We start from the raw sequence: 15,150 nt of genomic DNA on the forward strand, positions 1-15,150 counted from the left end.
GGAGGTGCGCCGTACGCTGGAGCCGTGATGCGAAACCGCTGGCTGCACTGGCTCGCACCGGCACTGGTGCTCGCGATCGCTGCTGCGCTGAGGTTCTGGGCTCTCGGCCGTCCCGGGGTGCTCGTCTTCGACGAGTTGTACTACGTGCGGGATGCCATCAGCCAGCTCGCGCACGGATACCCGACGACCTGGCCCGATGACGAACCGGACATGAGCGGGTCGCGTGCGCTCGGCTTCTCCGACGAGCCGTCGAACGCGGTGCACCCTCCACTCGGCAAGTGGCTCATCGGCCTCGGAGTGCTCGTGTTCGGGCCCGGTTCCGGCTGGGGGTGGCGAAGTGCGGTCGCGCTCGCCGGCGTGCTCACCGTGGCGGTCACGATGCGCCTCGGCTGGCGCATCACCCGGAGCGTCGTCGTCGCATGCACCGCGGGTCTCCTCCTCGCGATCGACGGAGTGCACGTCGTACTCACGCGAGTGGGTCTGCTCGACGGCTTCCTCACCCTCGCCGTCGCGATCGGCGCGCTGTGCGTCTGGCGCGATATCGAATGGACCGGGGCACGGGCGACGACGCCGGATCAGCGTGACCGCTCCGGTCCACCGCCGCCCCGCGTTCCGGTGCTCTGGCGCCGCCCGTGGCTGCTCGCGGCCGCGGGAGCCTTCGGCGCTGCGGCCTCGATCAAATGGTCCGGCCTGTACCCGCTCGCTGCCTTCCTCGTCTTCATCACCGTGCGCGATCTCGTCGTCCGGCTCCGGGCACGGGAACGCCACGCCGTGCCGCGCGCTGCGTGGCAGGCCGTCGTCGCCGGGCTGGTCGCCCTCCCCGCTGCTGTGCTCGTGTACGTCGCCAGTTGGGCGGGCTGGATCCTGAATCCCGGCGGGTGGAGCCGCACCGCAGGAGAAGCATGGTGGCCGGCGCTGCTGCAGTATCACGCCGAGATGCTCGACTGGCACCGGTCGCTCAGCGCGCCGCACCCCTACGCCTCCCATCCGCTGACGTGGCCGCTCGCGCTTCGCCCGACCGGGATGTACGAATCCCGCTGGGGTTCTGATGCTGGGTGCCCGTGGTCGGCCTGCGCAGCGGTCGTGTCGCCCCTGCCGAACCCGCTCGTGACCTGGGGTGGCGCGATCGCGCTCATCGCACTCGTCTGCGTCATCGTCTTCCGCGCGCGCCGCGGGCCCGACCCGCTGGTGACCGCGAGCGCGTTCGTCGTCGTCGGCTACCTCTCGGGGTGGCTCCCGTGGGTGCTGACCGTGTCGCGTTCCGCGGTCTTCCAGTTCTACGCCGTGGTGCTGACGCCGTTCTCGGCGATCGCTCTCGCGATGGGGCTCGCGCTGCTGTGCCGCGTGCGCATGCGACCTCGGCTGAGCGCGGGTGAACCGCATCCGGCGGCGAGCGCGGCCGGCGATGCGGCGGCGAGCCATGCGGCGGCGAGCGGTGTGACGGCGGCGAGCGAGCACGGACGCGAGTTCGAGGGCCCCGGCGGGGGCTCGCCCGAGACTCTGCTCGGAATCCGGATCGCGGTCGCCCTGTATGTGGTCGCCTGCATCGCTCTCGCCGTCCTGTTCCTCCCTGTCTGGTCCGGGGCGCCGATGGCCGAGTGGTTCTGGCGCGCGCACCAGTGGGTGCCCGGCTGGCAGTAGCAGGGCGGCGGACTCAGTTCGCCTGCTCCCTCAGAGCAAGCGCCATGACAGCGCCCACGCCGTGAGTTCGTGCCGATTCGAGAGCTGGAGTTTGCGCAGCACGTTCGAGACGTGCGTCTCCACCGTCTTCACCGAGAGGAACAGCTCGGCTGCGACCTCCTTGTAGGCGTAGCCGCGGGCGATCATGCGCATCACCTCTTGCTCGCGCGCCGAGAGACGGTCCAGTTCATCGTCTCGCGCCGCGGTCTCCCCGCCGCCCGTGCCGAACGCATCGAGCACGAACCCCGCGAGCCGCGGCGAGAACACGGCGTCTCCGCTGTGCACCCGCCCCACCGCTGCCGTCACCTCGGCGCCGGATGCGGTCTTCGTCAGGTACCCCCTGGCGCCGGCGCGGATGACCTGCACGACATCGTCGGCCGCGTCCGAGACGCTCAGCGCCAGCACACGGATGCCGCGCGTCGCAGGGTTGCCCGCGAGACGCTGCAGCACCTCGGCCCCGCCACCGCCGGCGCCGCCGGGCAGGTGCACGTCGAGCAGCACGACGTCGGGCACGGTCGCCGTCACCACCGCGACCGCCTCGTCGACGTTCGCGGCTTCGCCGACCACCGCGAGCTCGTCCCCGAGTTCGGCTCGGAGACCGGTGCGGAAGATCTGATGGTCGTCGACGATGACGATGCGGATCTCGTGCGGTGCGCGATTCATCGGGTCTCCTCGTTCTGCGCGGTCTCATGGTGCGTCATTCCCGCGGGTTCGGTCGGCGTCTGCCGGGGAATCCCGAGCCGTACCGAGGTGCCCCCGCCCGGACCGCGCACGATCCGAGCCTGCCCACCGGCTCGTTCCATTCTGCCGAGGATCGACTCGCGCACGCCCATTCGCCCCTCGGGAAGGTCGTTCGGGTCGAGCCCGACTCCGCGGTCTGTGATGTCGATCGTCACCCGATCCTGCGTCGCTTCGAGATAGACGGTGACGTCGCCGCCCGCGTGACGCGCGGCGTTCAGCATCGCCTCGCGCGCCGCTGCGACGATGGGTGCCGGCGCGACGAGCCCCTCGCCCGCTCCGACTGAGACGACCTCGAAGCGCACGGGATGATCGGCTTCGAGCGCTGCGGCGTGCGCGCGGAGCTCGGTGTCGACGGCCTCGCGCGGCTGCGGGGCGCCTCCATCGGCCGCACGAAACAGCCACTCGCGCAATTCCCGCTCCTGGCCTCGCGCCAACCGGGCGACCTCGCTGCCCGGTTCCGACCGCTGCTGGATCAGCGCGAGGGTCTGCAGCACCGAGTCGTGCAAGTGCGCGGCGATGTCGGAGCGCTCGGCCTCACGAGCTCGGGCCGCGCGCTCGCTCATCAGCTCGCGATTGATGCGGAGCAGCCAGGGCGCCACTGCAAGGGCGACGCCTCCGAGCACCGCGAGTGCCGCGCCGATGACGGTCCAGGTGTTCGGCTCGCGGGCGGTGACGAAGAACATGAGGACACCGACGGCGACGAGCGCGAGGGCCCCGAGGGCTCGCGGCAGCGCATGGCGATCCGGGCGGTCGCGATCTGCGATCTGCCACCAGGTGAGGCCGACGCCCACCAGTACGGCGAGTGCGGGGAGCAACAGCTCGAGTCGCAGCTGCACCCCGAGTCGCTCGAGCACGAGACCGGCGCCCGCCAGCAACAGACACGTGCCGAGCAGCAATTCGGCGATGGGCCAGCGGGGTCGGCGCTCGTTCGCAGTGTCGGCTGCGGGCGCTCCGAGTTCGATGGGGGGCACCTGCGCCGCGGGCATGCGCGTCGCAGGTGCCGATGGCGCTGTCGCCGACGGGGCCGCCGGAGTCGCTGCAGCTGCCGGAGCCGAGGCAGCCGAGGCGGGAGCAGCAGCCGAGGCGGGAGCAGCAGACGCAGTGGACGTCGCGGCAGCAGGCGGGGTCAGCGCCCGTCGAAGCGGCACGATGCCCGCATCGTCGCCGTTCCACGGCACAGTGGCCCAGAGCCACAGGTAGAGCACGGCCCCGGCTCCGCCCAGCGCGGTCAGCACGAGCATCGCAATGCGCACCGTCTGCGACGAAACGCCGAGATGCGCCCCGAGTCCCCCGCAGACGCCCATGAGCACGCGGTCATCGCGCGAGCGGGTGAGAGGAGCATCGGCCATGCCCCCATCCAATCAGGTCACGCGACGCGTGGGGGTCTCGGGGTCTCGGGATCAGGGAAGGATCAGGGTGATCCCCCATGGCCGAGCATTCCCGTCTCAGCCAGACTCGAACCATGGACACCACACCTCCCACACCGGGCCCCGCAGTGCCGCCTGCGGGCCAGGGCTTCTTCACCTGGTTGCGCGGTCTCGGCATCACCCGCAGCAGCGACCGGTGGTTCGCCGGCGTCGCCGCCGGAATCGCAGATCGCCTTCGGATCGATCCCATCATCGTGCGCGGCATCTTCATCGTGCTCGCGCTGCTGGGAGGCCCTGGCGTTCTGCTCTACCTCATCGGCTGGCTCCTCCTGCCCGACGCGAACGGCCGCATCCACGTGGAGGAGATCATCCGGGGGCGAGCAGAGACCGGGATGATCGTCGTCGCCGTGATCCTCACGGCAGTCGTCATCGTTCCGGGCATTCTCGGCCTCGTGAGCCCTGGAGACGCCTACCCGCTGTTCAGCGTGTGGAGCTGGGGCGTCTGGGGGTCGCTCGGCATTCCCGGATGGGTCACTGCGACAGCGGCCTGGCTGTCCTGGATCGCGATCCTCGTGCTCGGGTTCTTCTGGGTACGGAGCATCGTGCTCAAGCGCGGCCGAGAATACGGCGAACACGCATCCGGTGCCGACGACGCGGCGTCAGGAGAGGCCGGGGCCGATCCGGATCACGCGGATCGCGCTGCCGACCGCGAGTACGCCCGCACCCCGCACGACTCCGCCGATTCCGCTGCATCGTTCGCCGCGCGGGCGAGCGAGAGCGCCGACCGCGTCGCACGGGACGCCGCTGACTGGGGTCGCCGCGCGGGCGCCGCTGCCGATAAGTGGGGGCGAGAGGTCGGCGAGCAGACCGAGGCGTGGAGCGCCCGCTACGCGGAGCACCACGACGCGCATCGGCTGGGAGCCGCCCACACGGTGATCACCCTGGCACTCGCGCTGCTCGCGGGCGGACTCGCGGCACTGTGGACGACCTCAGTGCACGGTCCGCTCTCGATCGAGAGCGTCGCTCCCGACGCGCTCATCACGGGCCTCATCGCGGCGCTCGCCGTGCTGGCATTGTCGTTGATCGTCGCCGGAACACGCGGTCGGTACACCGGGTGGATCGGGTTTCTCTCGTTCTGCGGTGTGGTGGCGTTGCTCATCACCGTCGTGCTCCCCTGGGGCACTCGCTTCCAGCCGTTCGGCAATCTGCATGTGACCGGAGCGGAGACCGGTGCCGTCGTGCTCGCGGGCAACACCACGGTCGATCTCGGGGATATCGAGACGAGAGCGGGCGGCGCCGATGATCTCGAGGTGTGGGTGCTCGCGGGTCGCAGCACCATCGAGCTTCCTGCGTCGTCTCCGGTCATCGTGCACGCGCGCGTACTCGCTGGACGGATCGATGAATCCGGCCGCAACGACCTCGACTCGTCTCGAGCGACCCAGATCGTGACGAGCGGGCCCTTCATCTCGCGGGAGATCCGATCGAACGTCACGCCCGACAACGAGGACGCGGCACCAGTCGTCACGGTGACGCTGCTCGCGGGCAACGTCGACGTCACGGGCGGTGCGGGCGGGCGGGATGCCGAGAGGGCGGATGAGAACGAGCGCGCAGGGGTCGATACCCCTGCAGACACGGACGCGGATCGGCGTCTGGAGCAGGAGGCCGATCGCCTCGACGGCCAGCTCGACGTGCTCGACTGGAAGCTCGCAGAACCGGGCCTCAGCCCGTCTGAGCGCCGGAGCCTGGAAGACGAGCGCACCGATATCGCACAGGAGCTCGAAGCCCTGGAACTGGAGATGAACTCATGAGCGTCGAATCTACGAGCCCCGGGACGAATGAAGAGACGACGGCCAGGATTCCGCTGACGCCACCGCCCGCGAGCGGCGTCGCAGCGGCTCCCGCCGACGCGGAGAGCGGTCCGGGAGAATCTGCCGGCCAGAGCGCACCGAGCGCACCGAGCGCAGCCGCCGCACCTCGACCGGACGCACGCGAAACGCCTGACGCATTCGGGGCGCCGACGGGCGAACGCGCGGCCGGAAACACTGCTGCAAGCGATCGCGCACCGTCGCGGCCGAGCCCGCGGACGGGGCCCATCGTCTGGGGAGCGCTGATCCTGGTCTTCTGCGGATACATCTCGCAGCAGGTGCTCGGCGGCGGCGGCCTGGACGCGGCCGGCTGGATCACCGCGACGATTATCGGGCTGGGCGTCCTGCTGCTCGGTGTCGGCTTCGCCGTGCTGATCCGCGGCCGTCGCGATACCCGGCGTCGGCGGTAGGGATCAGGCTGGCACCCGCGGGATCTCCCGCGTCTGCGTTGAGATCCAATGCAGCGGGACCTGGATCGCGACGCGGGTGCCACCGCCGGCGTCCGGGCCCCAGGTGATGCTCCCGCCGAGTTCGCCTTCGATCAGCGTGCGCACGATCTGCGTGCCCAGCCCGTCGCCGACCGTGCCGCCGGGAAGCCCGGTGCCCGTATCGACCACTTCGACCGTGAGCTGCTCATCGGTACGCCGGGCGGTGACGAAGACCTCGCCCTCGCGGCCTGCGAGTCCGTGCTCCACGGCGTTCGTCACGATCTCGGTGAGCGCGAGGGCGAGAGGGGTCGCGTACTCCGAGGGCAGCTCGCCGAACTCCCCTTCCTTGTGCGGGTGCACCGTCGTGTTGTGCAGGCTGGCCACCTCTGCGGCGAGCCCGATCACGCGGTCGAAGACCTTGTCGAAGTCGACGATCTGCGAGAGCCCGGTCGACAGCGTGTCGTGCACGACGGCGATTGCCGCGACCCGGCGCATGGCCTGGCCGAGCACCTGCTTCGCCTCTTCGCTCCTGGCGCGGCGGGCCTGCACGCGGAGCAATGATGCGACGGTCTGCAGATTGTTCTTGACCCGGTGATGGATCTCGCGAATCGTCGCGTCTTTCGTGATGAGCTCCTGCGCCTGCTGGCGCAGCTCGGTCACGTCGCGCGTCAGCACGATGCCGCCGACGCGGGCTCCGTCGCGGAAGACCGGTATCGAACGCAATGTGATCGTATGTCCGTGCGTGTCGATCTCAACGCGCTTCGCGATCTTGCCCTGCGCGATCAGCGGCAGCGACTCGTTGGTGTCGAACTGCCCCTTCACGATGTCGGCGACCACTTCGCTGAAGTTCTCGCCCTCGATCTCATCCCGGAACCCGAGGGACGAGAACGTGGTCTGGGTGTTCGGGCTGGCGAACGTCGCGACCCCGTCGAGATTGATGCGCACGAGCCCATCGGCTGCGCGCGGCGCGCCCTGCTCCCCTCCGCGGGAGCTCCCGGGAACGGGGAACATCCCCTTCTGGATCATGCCGAGCAGGTCAGCCGCGACCTCGCGGAACGCGGCTCCGATGCGAGAGGCCGGTTGCGTATCGGCCACGCTCGTGTGCACGGTGATGACGGCGAACGGACCCTGCACCTCTCCGTCGGCATCGGTGCGACTCACGGAGTACGCGGCAAGACGCATCGGATTCTCTTCATACCAGGCCGGTGACGTGGAGACCGTCGGATTCGTACTGGTCATCGCCTCGTCCACGAGTTCGCGCCAGTCGGCTCGCAGCAGATCGCCGATCACGTCGCGGTAGAAGAGCGTCACCGAACCTGCCGGCCTGCTGTGGGCGATCGCGAGGTAGTTCTCGTCACTCGTCGGCACCCAGAGCACCACGTCGCCGAGGGCGAGATCCGCGAGCAGGCGCAGATCGAGCGTGAGCAGCTCGAGCCATTCGATCTCCTCTTCATCGAGGGAGGAGTACTTCGTTGCAAGATTGCGCAGTGTGGCCACGACCCCAGACTAGAGCACCGCGTCCGGGAGCGAACTCCGAGATCCGCGTCTGAAAGCACGGGCGCGGTGTCTCCCGCCATCCGGGAGTTCTTGACACCCCATAGGGCGCAGTGCATAGGGTGATGACCACATCATCTCGAATCCGGCAGTGCAGTGAGGGTGAGTCGCAACGGGAGCGGCGCGCGGATCCGTTCGAAGGGACCCGTCATGCCTGCCTCCGCTCCAACGCCCCAGCACGACCGTACGCTGCGCGCGGTTCCGCAGCAGCCGCGCGCCCACGCGCGCAGTCACCTCCACGCGGTGCCGGATGTCGTGCCGAGTGCGAGCGGGCTCGGTGCGGCACCTCCCGCACGCTCCCCGTCGCCGTCACGGGTGCCCGGTCATCGCGCGGTGCTCGACGGTCCACCGGTCGATCCACCTCCCGACGCATTCGTGCAGCGTCTCGCGGTGTACGCCTTCGAGGTGCTCGAGGGGGTGCGGTCGGTCGCGCAGTTCGGTGGCTGGATCACTCCGGAAGTCGCTGCTGCGCTGAAAGCGCGACGAGCTCTCCGCGCGGAACGCGAGGCCCTCACGCGAGACCGTCGACGGCGCACGGCGACGCCGGGCCGAGCGCATCTCAGCACGCCGCTCCCCCACATCATCGAGGCGACCGTCGTGCTCCACACCGACTCGCGCTCGACCGTCGTGGCGATCCGCCTCGAACACCGCAGGGAACGTTGGCGCGCGACCGACATCACGGTGCTCTGACACGCGGCGCGAACTGGACCGGCTGAAACCTACCGGTCGTTCAACCGCGACAGCTTCTCGACTTCGTACATCACGTCGACGGGAACCCCCGCGTTGCGCAGCACGTCGCGCGTCGACCGCGGCGCGGTGAGCCACCCGGCCTTCCACCCGCGCCGCAGGCAGTCGCGCAGCTGCGCGCGATCGCGCGACGCCCGGAAGGTTCGGAACCAGCGCCGCGCGGTCGCGGCGGAGTACAGCAGCTTCTCCCACCCGAAGAGTGCCGGGCTCCGCCGGAACACCCAGAGCTTGTTGCGCACCTCGTAGAAGAACCGCGGACCCGGATCCTGATCGCTCGACCCCCGCTTCACCGTGCGATGCGTGACCACCGAGGCCGGAACATACAGCCCGCGCGCGCCGCGCAGCAGGCGCGCCGAGTACTCGAAGTCGTCGTTCCACAGGAAGTAGTCGGCGATCGGCAGACCCTGCTCGCGGACGCGGGCGGCGCGCAGGAATGCCGAGACGAACGAGATGGAACGGATCTCCATGGCGTCGACGGACGCGGCCCGCGCGCGCTCAGCTTCCGATGCGCGGATCTTCGGCTTCGGCGTATTCATCGGGTGGTCCTCCCCGTCGGTCCACACGACGCGTGAGCCCATCACGGCGAGGTCGTCCGGCCCGGACGCGCGGTACCGCTCGTAGGTCTCGAGGGCTCCCGCGAGCGCATCCGGCCCTGGCACGGTGTCGTCGTCCATGACCCAGACCCAGTCGGTATCGTCCTCGACGACGGCAGCCGCGATCCCGGTCGCGAACCCTCCCGCGCCGCCCGTGTTCTCGGTGAGCTCGATGTGACGCGCACGCTCGCCCCAGGCCTCCAGCATCTCGGCGGCGACCTCGACCGATCCGTCGTCCGACGCATTGTCGACCACGACGAGACGGTCGACGGGTCGGCTCTGCGCGGCGAGAGCGGCGAGTGATTCCCGCAGCAGTTCTCGCCGGTTGTAGGCCACCAGCACGGCGGTCACACGCATGCGATCGGTCTCCTTCGCGTTTCGAGCAAACCCGGCAAGTCTAGCCCGCCTCTTCCTCGGCCGGAGACGAGGCGGCGATCCCATCGGCGATGAGCTGCTGCACCGTCGCCCAGTCCGGGGCCTCTGGGTCGATCGCGGGCGGAACGAGCTCGACGTTGACCGGCTCGTACCCGCGGGCGTCGGCGGCGAGGTCGACGAATCGGCCGAGCATGGAGTCAGGGATGTCGGTGTCAACGAGCTGCGAACCCGCCGAGAGCACCTCCTGGAATCGCGCGAGGACGTTCTGCGGATTCATCTGCGCGAGAATGGCCGATTGGAGTTCGCGCTGCCGCTGCATCCGCGCGTAGTCGCCATCGGCCGACCCGTACCGCGATCGGGCGTACCAGAGCGCCGTGAACCCGTCCATCTGCTGCTCGCCCGGCTCGATCCAGCCTTCGACGCCGACCAGCTCGCCCGTCATCTCGTCGACCTGGCCTCCGATCGGCAGGCGCTCCTGCACGTTGATGGTGATGCCCCCGAGCGCGTCGATGAGGCTCTCGAACGCGTCCATGTTCACGAGGACGTAGAACTGCACTTCGAGTCCCGTCGCCCCCGAGACCGCGTCCTTGGTCGCCTCGATGCCGGGCGACGATCCCTGGGAGACGGCGTCGGCGTACATGCCGTCGTACGACGGCGATCCCGAATCCTCGAGTTCGGTGACGAGCGAGTTGAGGTTGCCGGTGGTGAAGCAGTAGTAGCCGCCGCCGTCCACGATCTCGTAGTTGTTGACCTCGTCGCAGTATCCCTCCGGATAGACGGGGGCGAGAGGAGAGCCCTCGGGGAACGGGGTGTCCTTGAGCTCGCGCGGCAGTCCGACGATCATCGACTGCCCGGTCTCGGCGTCGATGCTGACGAGCGAGATGCTGTCGGGACGCAGGCCCTCGCGGTCCGATCCGGCGTCTGTGCCGAGGAGCAGGATGTTGTACCGGCCGTCGACCGGCGCGACCGCCGGTGCACTGCGGAAGAGGTCGCCAATGAGCCCGCGGCCGGCTCCGACGGCGTTTCCGGCCCAGGCGGCGCCAGCGGCGGGGACGATGGTGAGCAGCACCGAGAGCATCGCGACCGGAACGCGCCACCCGCGCTGCACGCGCACGAGCTTCGTGAGCCGGAGCGTGTCGATGCCGAGCACCACCCAGATCACCGCGTAGATGAAGAGCAACCACTGCACGACGAGCAGCACGATGCTGTTCGTGAAGAACGTGAGCGTCGCCGTGCGCGCGAGCACCAGGCTCACGCCCGCGATGATGACTCCGACGACGAGGATCGCCGTGGCGATGAGCCCGAACCGACCGAGGCGGCGGTTGCCGGCGACCACCTGAGCGGTCCCCGGCAGGATGAAGCCGAGGATCACGAGCCATCTGGCTCGCTTGCTCATGAGCGGTTCTGACACCAGATCGGGGTGGCGCAGCGGCCGCTCGAGGTCGAGCGTCATGCGCGGTATCCCGCAGGGTTCCCGGACTGCCAGTTCCACGAGTCGCGGCAGGCCTCGGCCAGGTCGCGGGTGGTGCGCCATTCGAGCTCGGTGTTCGCGAGCGACGGATCTGCCACCGTCTCCGCAACGTCACCCGATCGCGGCGCTTCGATCGCATAGGGGACCGGCCGGCCGGAGGCCGTCTCGAAGGCTCGCACGACCTCGAGCACGCTCGAGCCGATGCCCGATCCGAGATTGTAAGTGGAGACGCCGGGGGTGTTGTGCTCGAGCGCCGCGACGTGCCCCTCGGCGAGATCCATCACGTGGATGTAATCGCGCACGCCCGTACCGTCGACGGTCTGATACGTGTCGCCGAAGACGCTGAGCCGCTCGCGCTTGCCCACCGCGACCTGCGCGATGAACGGCATGAGATTGTTCGGGATCCCGCTCGGGTCCTCCCCGATGCGCCCCGAGGGGTGCGCCCCCACGGGGTTGAAGTAGCGGAGCAGCACGGCGCCGAGTTCGGGCCACGCGACCTGCGCATCTCGCACGATCTGCTCGTTCATGAATTTCGACCACCCGTAGGGGTTGGTGAGGCCGACGCCCGCGGGGTGCGCCTCGTCGATCGGGGAGTACTGCGGGTCGCCGTACACGGTGGCCGATGAGCTGAAGATGAAGTTCGTGATGCTGCGCTCGCGGAGGACGTCGAGCAGCACGATCGTGGAATCGAGGTTCACCCGGTAGTACCGCGTCGGCTGCGCCACCGATTCGCCGACGGCCTTCAGCCCGGCGAGGTGGATCACCGCGTCGAAGGCGACATCTGCGAGCGCACTCCGCGCCGCATCCCGGTCGGCGAGGTCGGCCTCGACGATCTGCACCGTCGCCCCGCTCAGCTCCTCGACGCGCCGCACCGCCTCGCGACTGCTGTTGGAGAAGTCGTCGAGCACGATCACCTCATGGCCGCGTTCGATCAGAACGAGTGCAGTGTGCGAGCCGATGTAGCCGGCGCCGCCTGTCAACAAAACACGCATGGGGACAGGGTACTTCGCGGATCGTGGGGGAAACCTCAAGCCGCACCGCAATGATCTGCTTTGCGTGCCGAGAATGTGCCGACCGGTGCTCGCTCACCCCGCCTGCGTGAGCGGCTGGAGCATCGGCGAGACACGTCGAGAGCGCGAAAACTCGGAGCGCGCCCCGAATTGTTGCAATTACGTCTCACTCCAGTGCTTTACGCCGTGGCGCACAGCCGCTCTCAGCTTCGCATTCCATACAATGTGGAGTGCGGGCTCGTACCGCACGCACGTGAGATGACGATTCGAGGGGAGTTCGATTGGCGACGCTCACCCTCATCGCCGACCCGTTCCCCGATTGGGAAGCCGCGGCGCACGCCTCAGCGGCTCGTGATCTCGCACAGGCGGTCGCTGAAACCGCTCCACGCAGTTGCAGCGCCCGATACCTGCTGGCTCGCGGCGGCGAGATGCCGGACTTCGCGTCTCCGCGACTCGCCACGGAGATGCTTCCGCTGCGCGCCAGCGTCCTGCCGCTCGTCTGGCAGAACGGCGCCACCGCTCGACCTCTCGACGGCGAGTTCGTGCACGCGCTGACTCCGATGATGCCGCTGCGATCCCGCGGCGACGATGACGGCTCGCAGACCTCGGTCACGATTCCGCACAGCATCGCCTGGGAGGCGCCGTCGCTGCTCGGGAATTCGCAGGCGCGCCTCTTCCGCGCGTTCGCGCGACGGGCCGTCAAGCACGCCGACATCATTCTCACTCCGACGCACGCCACCGCGCGCGTGCTGCAGCAGCAGTACGGCAGCGACCTCCCGGTGCAGGTGTTCCCGCTCGCCACACCCTCCGCCTTCGCCGCGCCCGCTGACGCTGCGGAGCGCCGGGACGCGTGGGGGCTCCCCGATCGCTTCGCGGTCACCACGGCCCGACCCGGCGAGCACGGCAGACTCGAGTGGGTGTTCGACGCGATGCGCAGCGACGAGCGCCTTCCGCCGCTCGTCGTGCTCGACGGCCTGGATCCGCAGGGCGCGACCACCCGCGAGAAGGACCGGGAATCCGCACTGGATATCCCGCAGGACCTGCAGGGCCGTGTGCACACGGTGCGCATCGCAGATCTCTCGGACGTGGGCGCAGTGCTCGCCGCAGCCCTGGTGCTCGTCCAGCCGCAGTCGTTCGCCGGAACGGGCTACACCGTGCTCGCCGCGCTCGACGCGGCCGTGCCAGTGGTGCACGCCGGCCACCCCGCCACGGAGGAGCTCGTTCTCGATGCGGGCGTGTCAGGAGATACCGCGGAAGCATTCGCCCGTGAGTACCACGACCTGGTCGGCCAGACCGGTGCCCTGCCCACGCTCACGGTGCTCGCATGCGACCGGAGCCGAGGGTTCAGCTGGCGCGCTTCGGCCTGGAACCTCTGGGAGACCCACGCGAACCTGTAGCTCGCGTGAGCTGCCGTTCGTGCCAGTGACCTGCGCTGGGTCGCGGCTGGTCGACGGTTACTCGGCGGCGATGCGCGTCTTGAGCGCGTCGTTCTTCTCCCCCACGGCGGCAGTGAGGCCGTCGGCGTAGTCGGCGAGGCGCTTCGCGATCGTCGTGTCGGATGAGCCGAGGATGCGCGCCGCAAGAATCCCTGCGTTCTTCGCGCCGCCGATCGACACAGTCGCCACGGGAATGCCGCCGGGCATCTGCACGATCGACAGCAAGGAATCGAGTCCGTCGAGCTTCGCCAGCGGCACGGGAACGCCGATCACCGGAAGCGTCGTCATGGACGCCACCATGCCGGGCAGATGCGCCGCTCCGCCCGCACCCGCGATGATCACGCGGAGACCGCGGGCGGCGGCCTCGCGAGCATAGGTCACCATCTTTTCGGGGGTGCGGTGCGCGCTGACCACCTCGACCTCGTGGGCGATGCCGAACTCGCGCAGCACCTGCACGGCGTCGGTCATGACCGAGTAATCGGAATCGGAGCCCATGATGACGCCGACGAGGGGTGCGGAGGATTCAGCCATGCTCTCCATCGTATCGGCGCGCAGGATCACTCGAAGTGCTGGGCAGCGGCGACCGCCTCCGCGCGCACCGCGTCGAGCTGCTCGCCCGTCACGGTGACATGCCCGACCTTCCGTCCAGGCCGCGGCTGCTTGTCGTAGCTGTGAAACTTGGCGCGCGGGTGCGCAGCGAGGGCCTCGGCGTATCGCACCGGCATCGGGCCTTCGGCCGGCCCGCCCAGCACGTTCACCATGACCGCTGCGGGCGCGGTCATGGAGGTATCGCCGAGCGGCAGGTCCGCGACGGCGCGAAGGTGCTGCTCGAACTGGCTCGTCACCGACCCTTCGATGGAGAAGTGCCCCGAGTTGTGGGGACGCATGGCCAGCTCGTTGACGAGTACCCGACCGTCGCGGGTCTCGAACATCTCGACGGCGAGCACACCGGTGACGTCGACACCCTCGGCCACGATCGCACCGATGCCGGCGGCCTGCTCGAGGACCTCGGCACGGTCGGTCGGGGCGGGCGCGAGCACCTCGGCGCAGACGCCATCGCGCTGGATCGTCTCGACGACCGGCCAGGTGCGCGTCTCCCCGCTCGGCCGACGTGCGACCAACTGCGAGAGCTCTCGCACGAAATCGACGAGCTCTTCGACGAGCAGAGAACCGCCGTTCCCGTCTTCGGCGAGCGCGGTGAACCAGTCGCGGACCTCTGCGGCGTCGGAGATGACGCGCACGCCCTTCCCGTCGTACCCGCCGCGCGCGGTCTTCACCACGGCTCGTCCGCCGTGCGCGTCGAGGAAGGCCTGGAGATCGGTCTCGTCGGCGGCGGCGGTCCAGTCCGGGATGGGCACGCCCAGCTCTGCGAGCTTCTCGCGCATGACGATCTTGTCTTGCGCGTACTGCAGCGCTTCCGGGCGCGGGTGCACGGCGACGCCGCGCGACACGAGCTCGTGCAGGATCGACTGCGGCACGTGCTCGTGGTCGAACGTGATGACGTCGACGGTCTCGGCGAACGCGTACACCGTCTCGGCGTCACGGTAGTCGCCGACGACATCAGCAGCACGCTCGGCGCTCGCTCCCTCGCTCTCGGCGAGCACGCTGATGCGCAGCCCCAGGTGGATCGCCGGGGGAACCATCATGCGGGCGAGCTGCCCGCCACCGATCACGCCGATCTTGATGCTGCCGTTTTGCGTCACGTCTCGCCTCTCGGGTTCGCGTCGTCGGCGCAGTGCGACGCCGACTCACGCCTCCATTCTGCCGCATTGCCGCGGGTGCGCATTCGCGCCGCGGGCCGGGCGCCTGCGCAGCGCGAGATGAACCGACGCGCGGGAACACTCCAGCGCGCCGGGCGCGGCAGCGGGCTGGGCGCGGCACAC

The 15,150-nt window shown here is 69.5% G+C and carries 13 protein-coding genes; 5 read left to right on the forward strand and 8 right to left on the reverse strand.

Going from position 1 to position 15,150, the window contains the following annotated elements; genetic code table 11:
* Positions 1-27 precede the first annotated feature (27 nt).
* Positions 28-1,641 carry a phospholipid carrier-dependent glycosyltransferase gene (locus ABFX18_RS12830; RefSeq protein ID WP_346058686.1) on the forward strand — a complete coding sequence of 538 codons (1,614 nt, stop codon included), beginning with the start codon at positions 28-30 and terminating at the stop codon, positions 1,639-1,641.
* Between the two features lie 30 nt (positions 1,642-1,671).
* Here the strand turns inward: ABFX18_RS12830 and ABFX18_RS12835 are convergent, their stop codons facing one another.
* Together ABFX18_RS12835 and ABFX18_RS12840 are read right to left on the reverse strand one after the other, a co-directional pair.
* Positions 1,672-2,343 carry a response regulator gene (locus ABFX18_RS12835; protein ID WP_346058524.1) on the reverse strand — a complete coding sequence of 224 codons (672 nt, stop codon included), beginning with the start codon at positions 2,341-2,343 and terminating at the stop codon, positions 1,672-1,674.
* Complete coding sequence (locus ABFX18_RS12840; protein ID WP_346058525.1) at positions 2,340-3,770, reverse strand: ATP-binding protein; 1,431 nt, start codon at positions 3,768-3,770, stop codon at positions 2,340-2,342. Before ABFX18_RS12840 ends, ABFX18_RS12835 begins: the two co-directional genes overlap by 4 nt.
* Positions 3,771-3,883: 113 nt before the next feature.
* Here ABFX18_RS12840 and ABFX18_RS12845 point away from each other — a divergent pair, with 113 nt between their 5' ends.
* Together ABFX18_RS12845 and ABFX18_RS12850 are read left to right on the forward strand one after the other, a co-directional pair.
* A complete protein-coding gene (locus ABFX18_RS12845) occupies positions 3,884-5,596 on the forward strand; it encodes a PspC domain-containing protein (RefSeq protein WP_346058526.1) in 1,713 nt (570 codons plus the stop codon).
* Positions 5,593-6,063, forward strand: coding sequence for a hypothetical protein (locus ABFX18_RS12850; protein WP_346058527.1), 471 nt, complete (start codon positions 5,593-5,595; stop codon positions 6,061-6,063). The genes ABFX18_RS12845 and ABFX18_RS12850 overlap by 4 nt, the downstream gene beginning before the upstream one ends.
* A 3-nt stretch (positions 6,064-6,066) precedes the next feature.
* On the opposite strand, the gene ABFX18_RS12855 is transcribed toward ABFX18_RS12850, so the two are convergent.
* Positions 6,067-7,578, reverse strand: a complete 1,512-nt coding sequence (locus ABFX18_RS12855) for a histidine kinase N-terminal domain-containing protein (protein ID WP_090146722.1) — start codon at positions 7,576-7,578, stop codon at positions 6,067-6,069.
* A 207-nt stretch (positions 7,579-7,785) separates the two neighbouring features.
* Between ABFX18_RS12855 and ABFX18_RS12860 the strand changes: the two genes are divergently transcribed.
* Positions 7,786-8,325, forward strand: coding sequence for an Rv3235 family protein (locus tag ABFX18_RS12860; RefSeq protein ID WP_336661222.1), 540 nt, complete (start codon positions 7,786-7,788; stop codon positions 8,323-8,325).
* Between the two features lie 29 nt (positions 8,326-8,354).
* Here ABFX18_RS12860 and ABFX18_RS12865 read toward each other — a convergent pair whose 3' ends face one another.
* The 3 genes from ABFX18_RS12865 to galE are packed head-to-tail and all read right to left on the reverse strand — an operon-like array spanning position 8,355 to position 11,813.
* Positions 8,355-9,332: a glycosyltransferase gene (locus ABFX18_RS12865; protein ID WP_211650100.1), complete on the reverse strand. Its 978-nt coding sequence runs from the start codon at positions 9,330-9,332 to the stop codon at positions 8,355-8,357.
* 40 nt (positions 9,333-9,372) lie between these two features.
* Complete coding sequence (locus ABFX18_RS12870; RefSeq protein ID WP_346058528.1) at positions 9,373-10,803, reverse strand: LCP family protein; 1,431 nt, start codon at positions 10,801-10,803, stop codon at positions 9,373-9,375.
* Positions 10,800-11,813 carry a UDP-glucose 4-epimerase GalE gene (galE, locus tag ABFX18_RS12875; protein WP_346058529.1) on the reverse strand — a complete coding sequence of 338 codons (1,014 nt, stop codon included), beginning with the start codon at positions 11,811-11,813 and terminating at the stop codon, positions 10,800-10,802. The genes ABFX18_RS12870 and galE overlap by 4 nt, the downstream gene beginning before the upstream one ends.
* Positions 11,814-12,112: 299 nt before the next feature.
* Here galE and ABFX18_RS12880 point away from each other — a divergent pair, with 299 nt between their 5' ends.
* Positions 12,113-13,228 carry a glycosyltransferase family protein gene (locus ABFX18_RS12880; RefSeq protein ID WP_200330069.1) on the forward strand — a complete coding sequence of 372 codons (1,116 nt, stop codon included), beginning with the start codon at positions 12,113-12,115 and terminating at the stop codon, positions 13,226-13,228.
* A 57-nt stretch (positions 13,229-13,285) separates the two neighbouring features.
* On the opposite strand, the gene purE is transcribed toward ABFX18_RS12880, so the two are convergent.
* Together purE and ABFX18_RS12890 are read right to left on the reverse strand one after the other, a co-directional pair.
* Positions 13,286-13,798, reverse strand: coding sequence for a 5-(carboxyamino)imidazole ribonucleotide mutase (purE, locus tag ABFX18_RS12885; protein WP_346058530.1), 513 nt, complete (start codon positions 13,796-13,798; stop codon positions 13,286-13,288).
* Positions 13,799-13,824: 26 nt separating this feature from the next.
* A complete protein-coding gene (locus tag ABFX18_RS12890) occupies positions 13,825-14,970 on the reverse strand; it encodes a 5-(carboxyamino)imidazole ribonucleotide synthase (protein ID WP_346058531.1) in 1,146 nt (381 codons plus the stop codon).
* Positions 14,971-15,150 lie beyond the last annotated feature (180 nt).

Origin of the sequence: Leucobacter alluvii (assembly GCF_039530485.1) — a bacterium.
GTDB lineage: Bacteria > Actinomycetota > Actinomycetes > Actinomycetales > Microbacteriaceae > Leucobacter > Leucobacter alluvii.

Bases quoted from the DNA above. Each gene is read 5' to 3' on its own strand.
- ABFX18_RS12865 (WP_211650100.1), bottom strand. From the start codon at position 9,332: ATGCGTGTGACCGCCGTGCTGGTGGCCTACAACCGGCGAGAACTGCTG.
- ABFX18_RS12830 (WP_346058686.1), top strand. From the start codon at position 28: ATGCGAAACCGCTGGCTGCACTGGCTCGCACCGGCACTGGTGCTCGCG.
- ABFX18_RS12840 (WP_346058525.1), bottom strand. From the start codon at position 3,770: ATGGCCGATGCTCCTCTCACCCGCTCGCGCGATGACCGCGTGCTCATG.
- ABFX18_RS12845 (WP_346058526.1), top strand. From the start codon at position 3,884: ATGGACACCACACCTCCCACACCGGGCCCCGCAGTGCCGCCTGCGGGC.
- galE (WP_346058529.1), bottom strand. From the start codon at position 11,813: ATGCGTGTTTTGTTGACAGGCGGCGCCGGCTACATCGGCTCGCACACT.
- ABFX18_RS12860 (WP_336661222.1), top strand. From the start codon at position 7,786: ATGCCTGCCTCCGCTCCAACGCCCCAGCACGACCGTACGCTGCGCGCG.
- purE (WP_346058530.1), bottom strand. From the start codon at position 13,798: ATGGCTGAATCCTCCGCACCCCTCGTCGGCGTCATCATGGGCTCCGAT.
- ABFX18_RS12835 (WP_346058524.1), bottom strand. From the start codon at position 2,343: ATGAATCGCGCACCGCACGAGATCCGCATCGTCATCGTCGACGACCAT.
- ABFX18_RS12870 (WP_346058528.1), bottom strand. From the start codon at position 10,803: ATGACGCTCGACCTCGAGCGGCCGCTGCGCCACCCCGATCTGGTGTCA.
- ABFX18_RS12850 (WP_346058527.1), top strand. From the start codon at position 5,593: ATGAGCGTCGAATCTACGAGCCCCGGGACGAATGAAGAGACGACGGCC.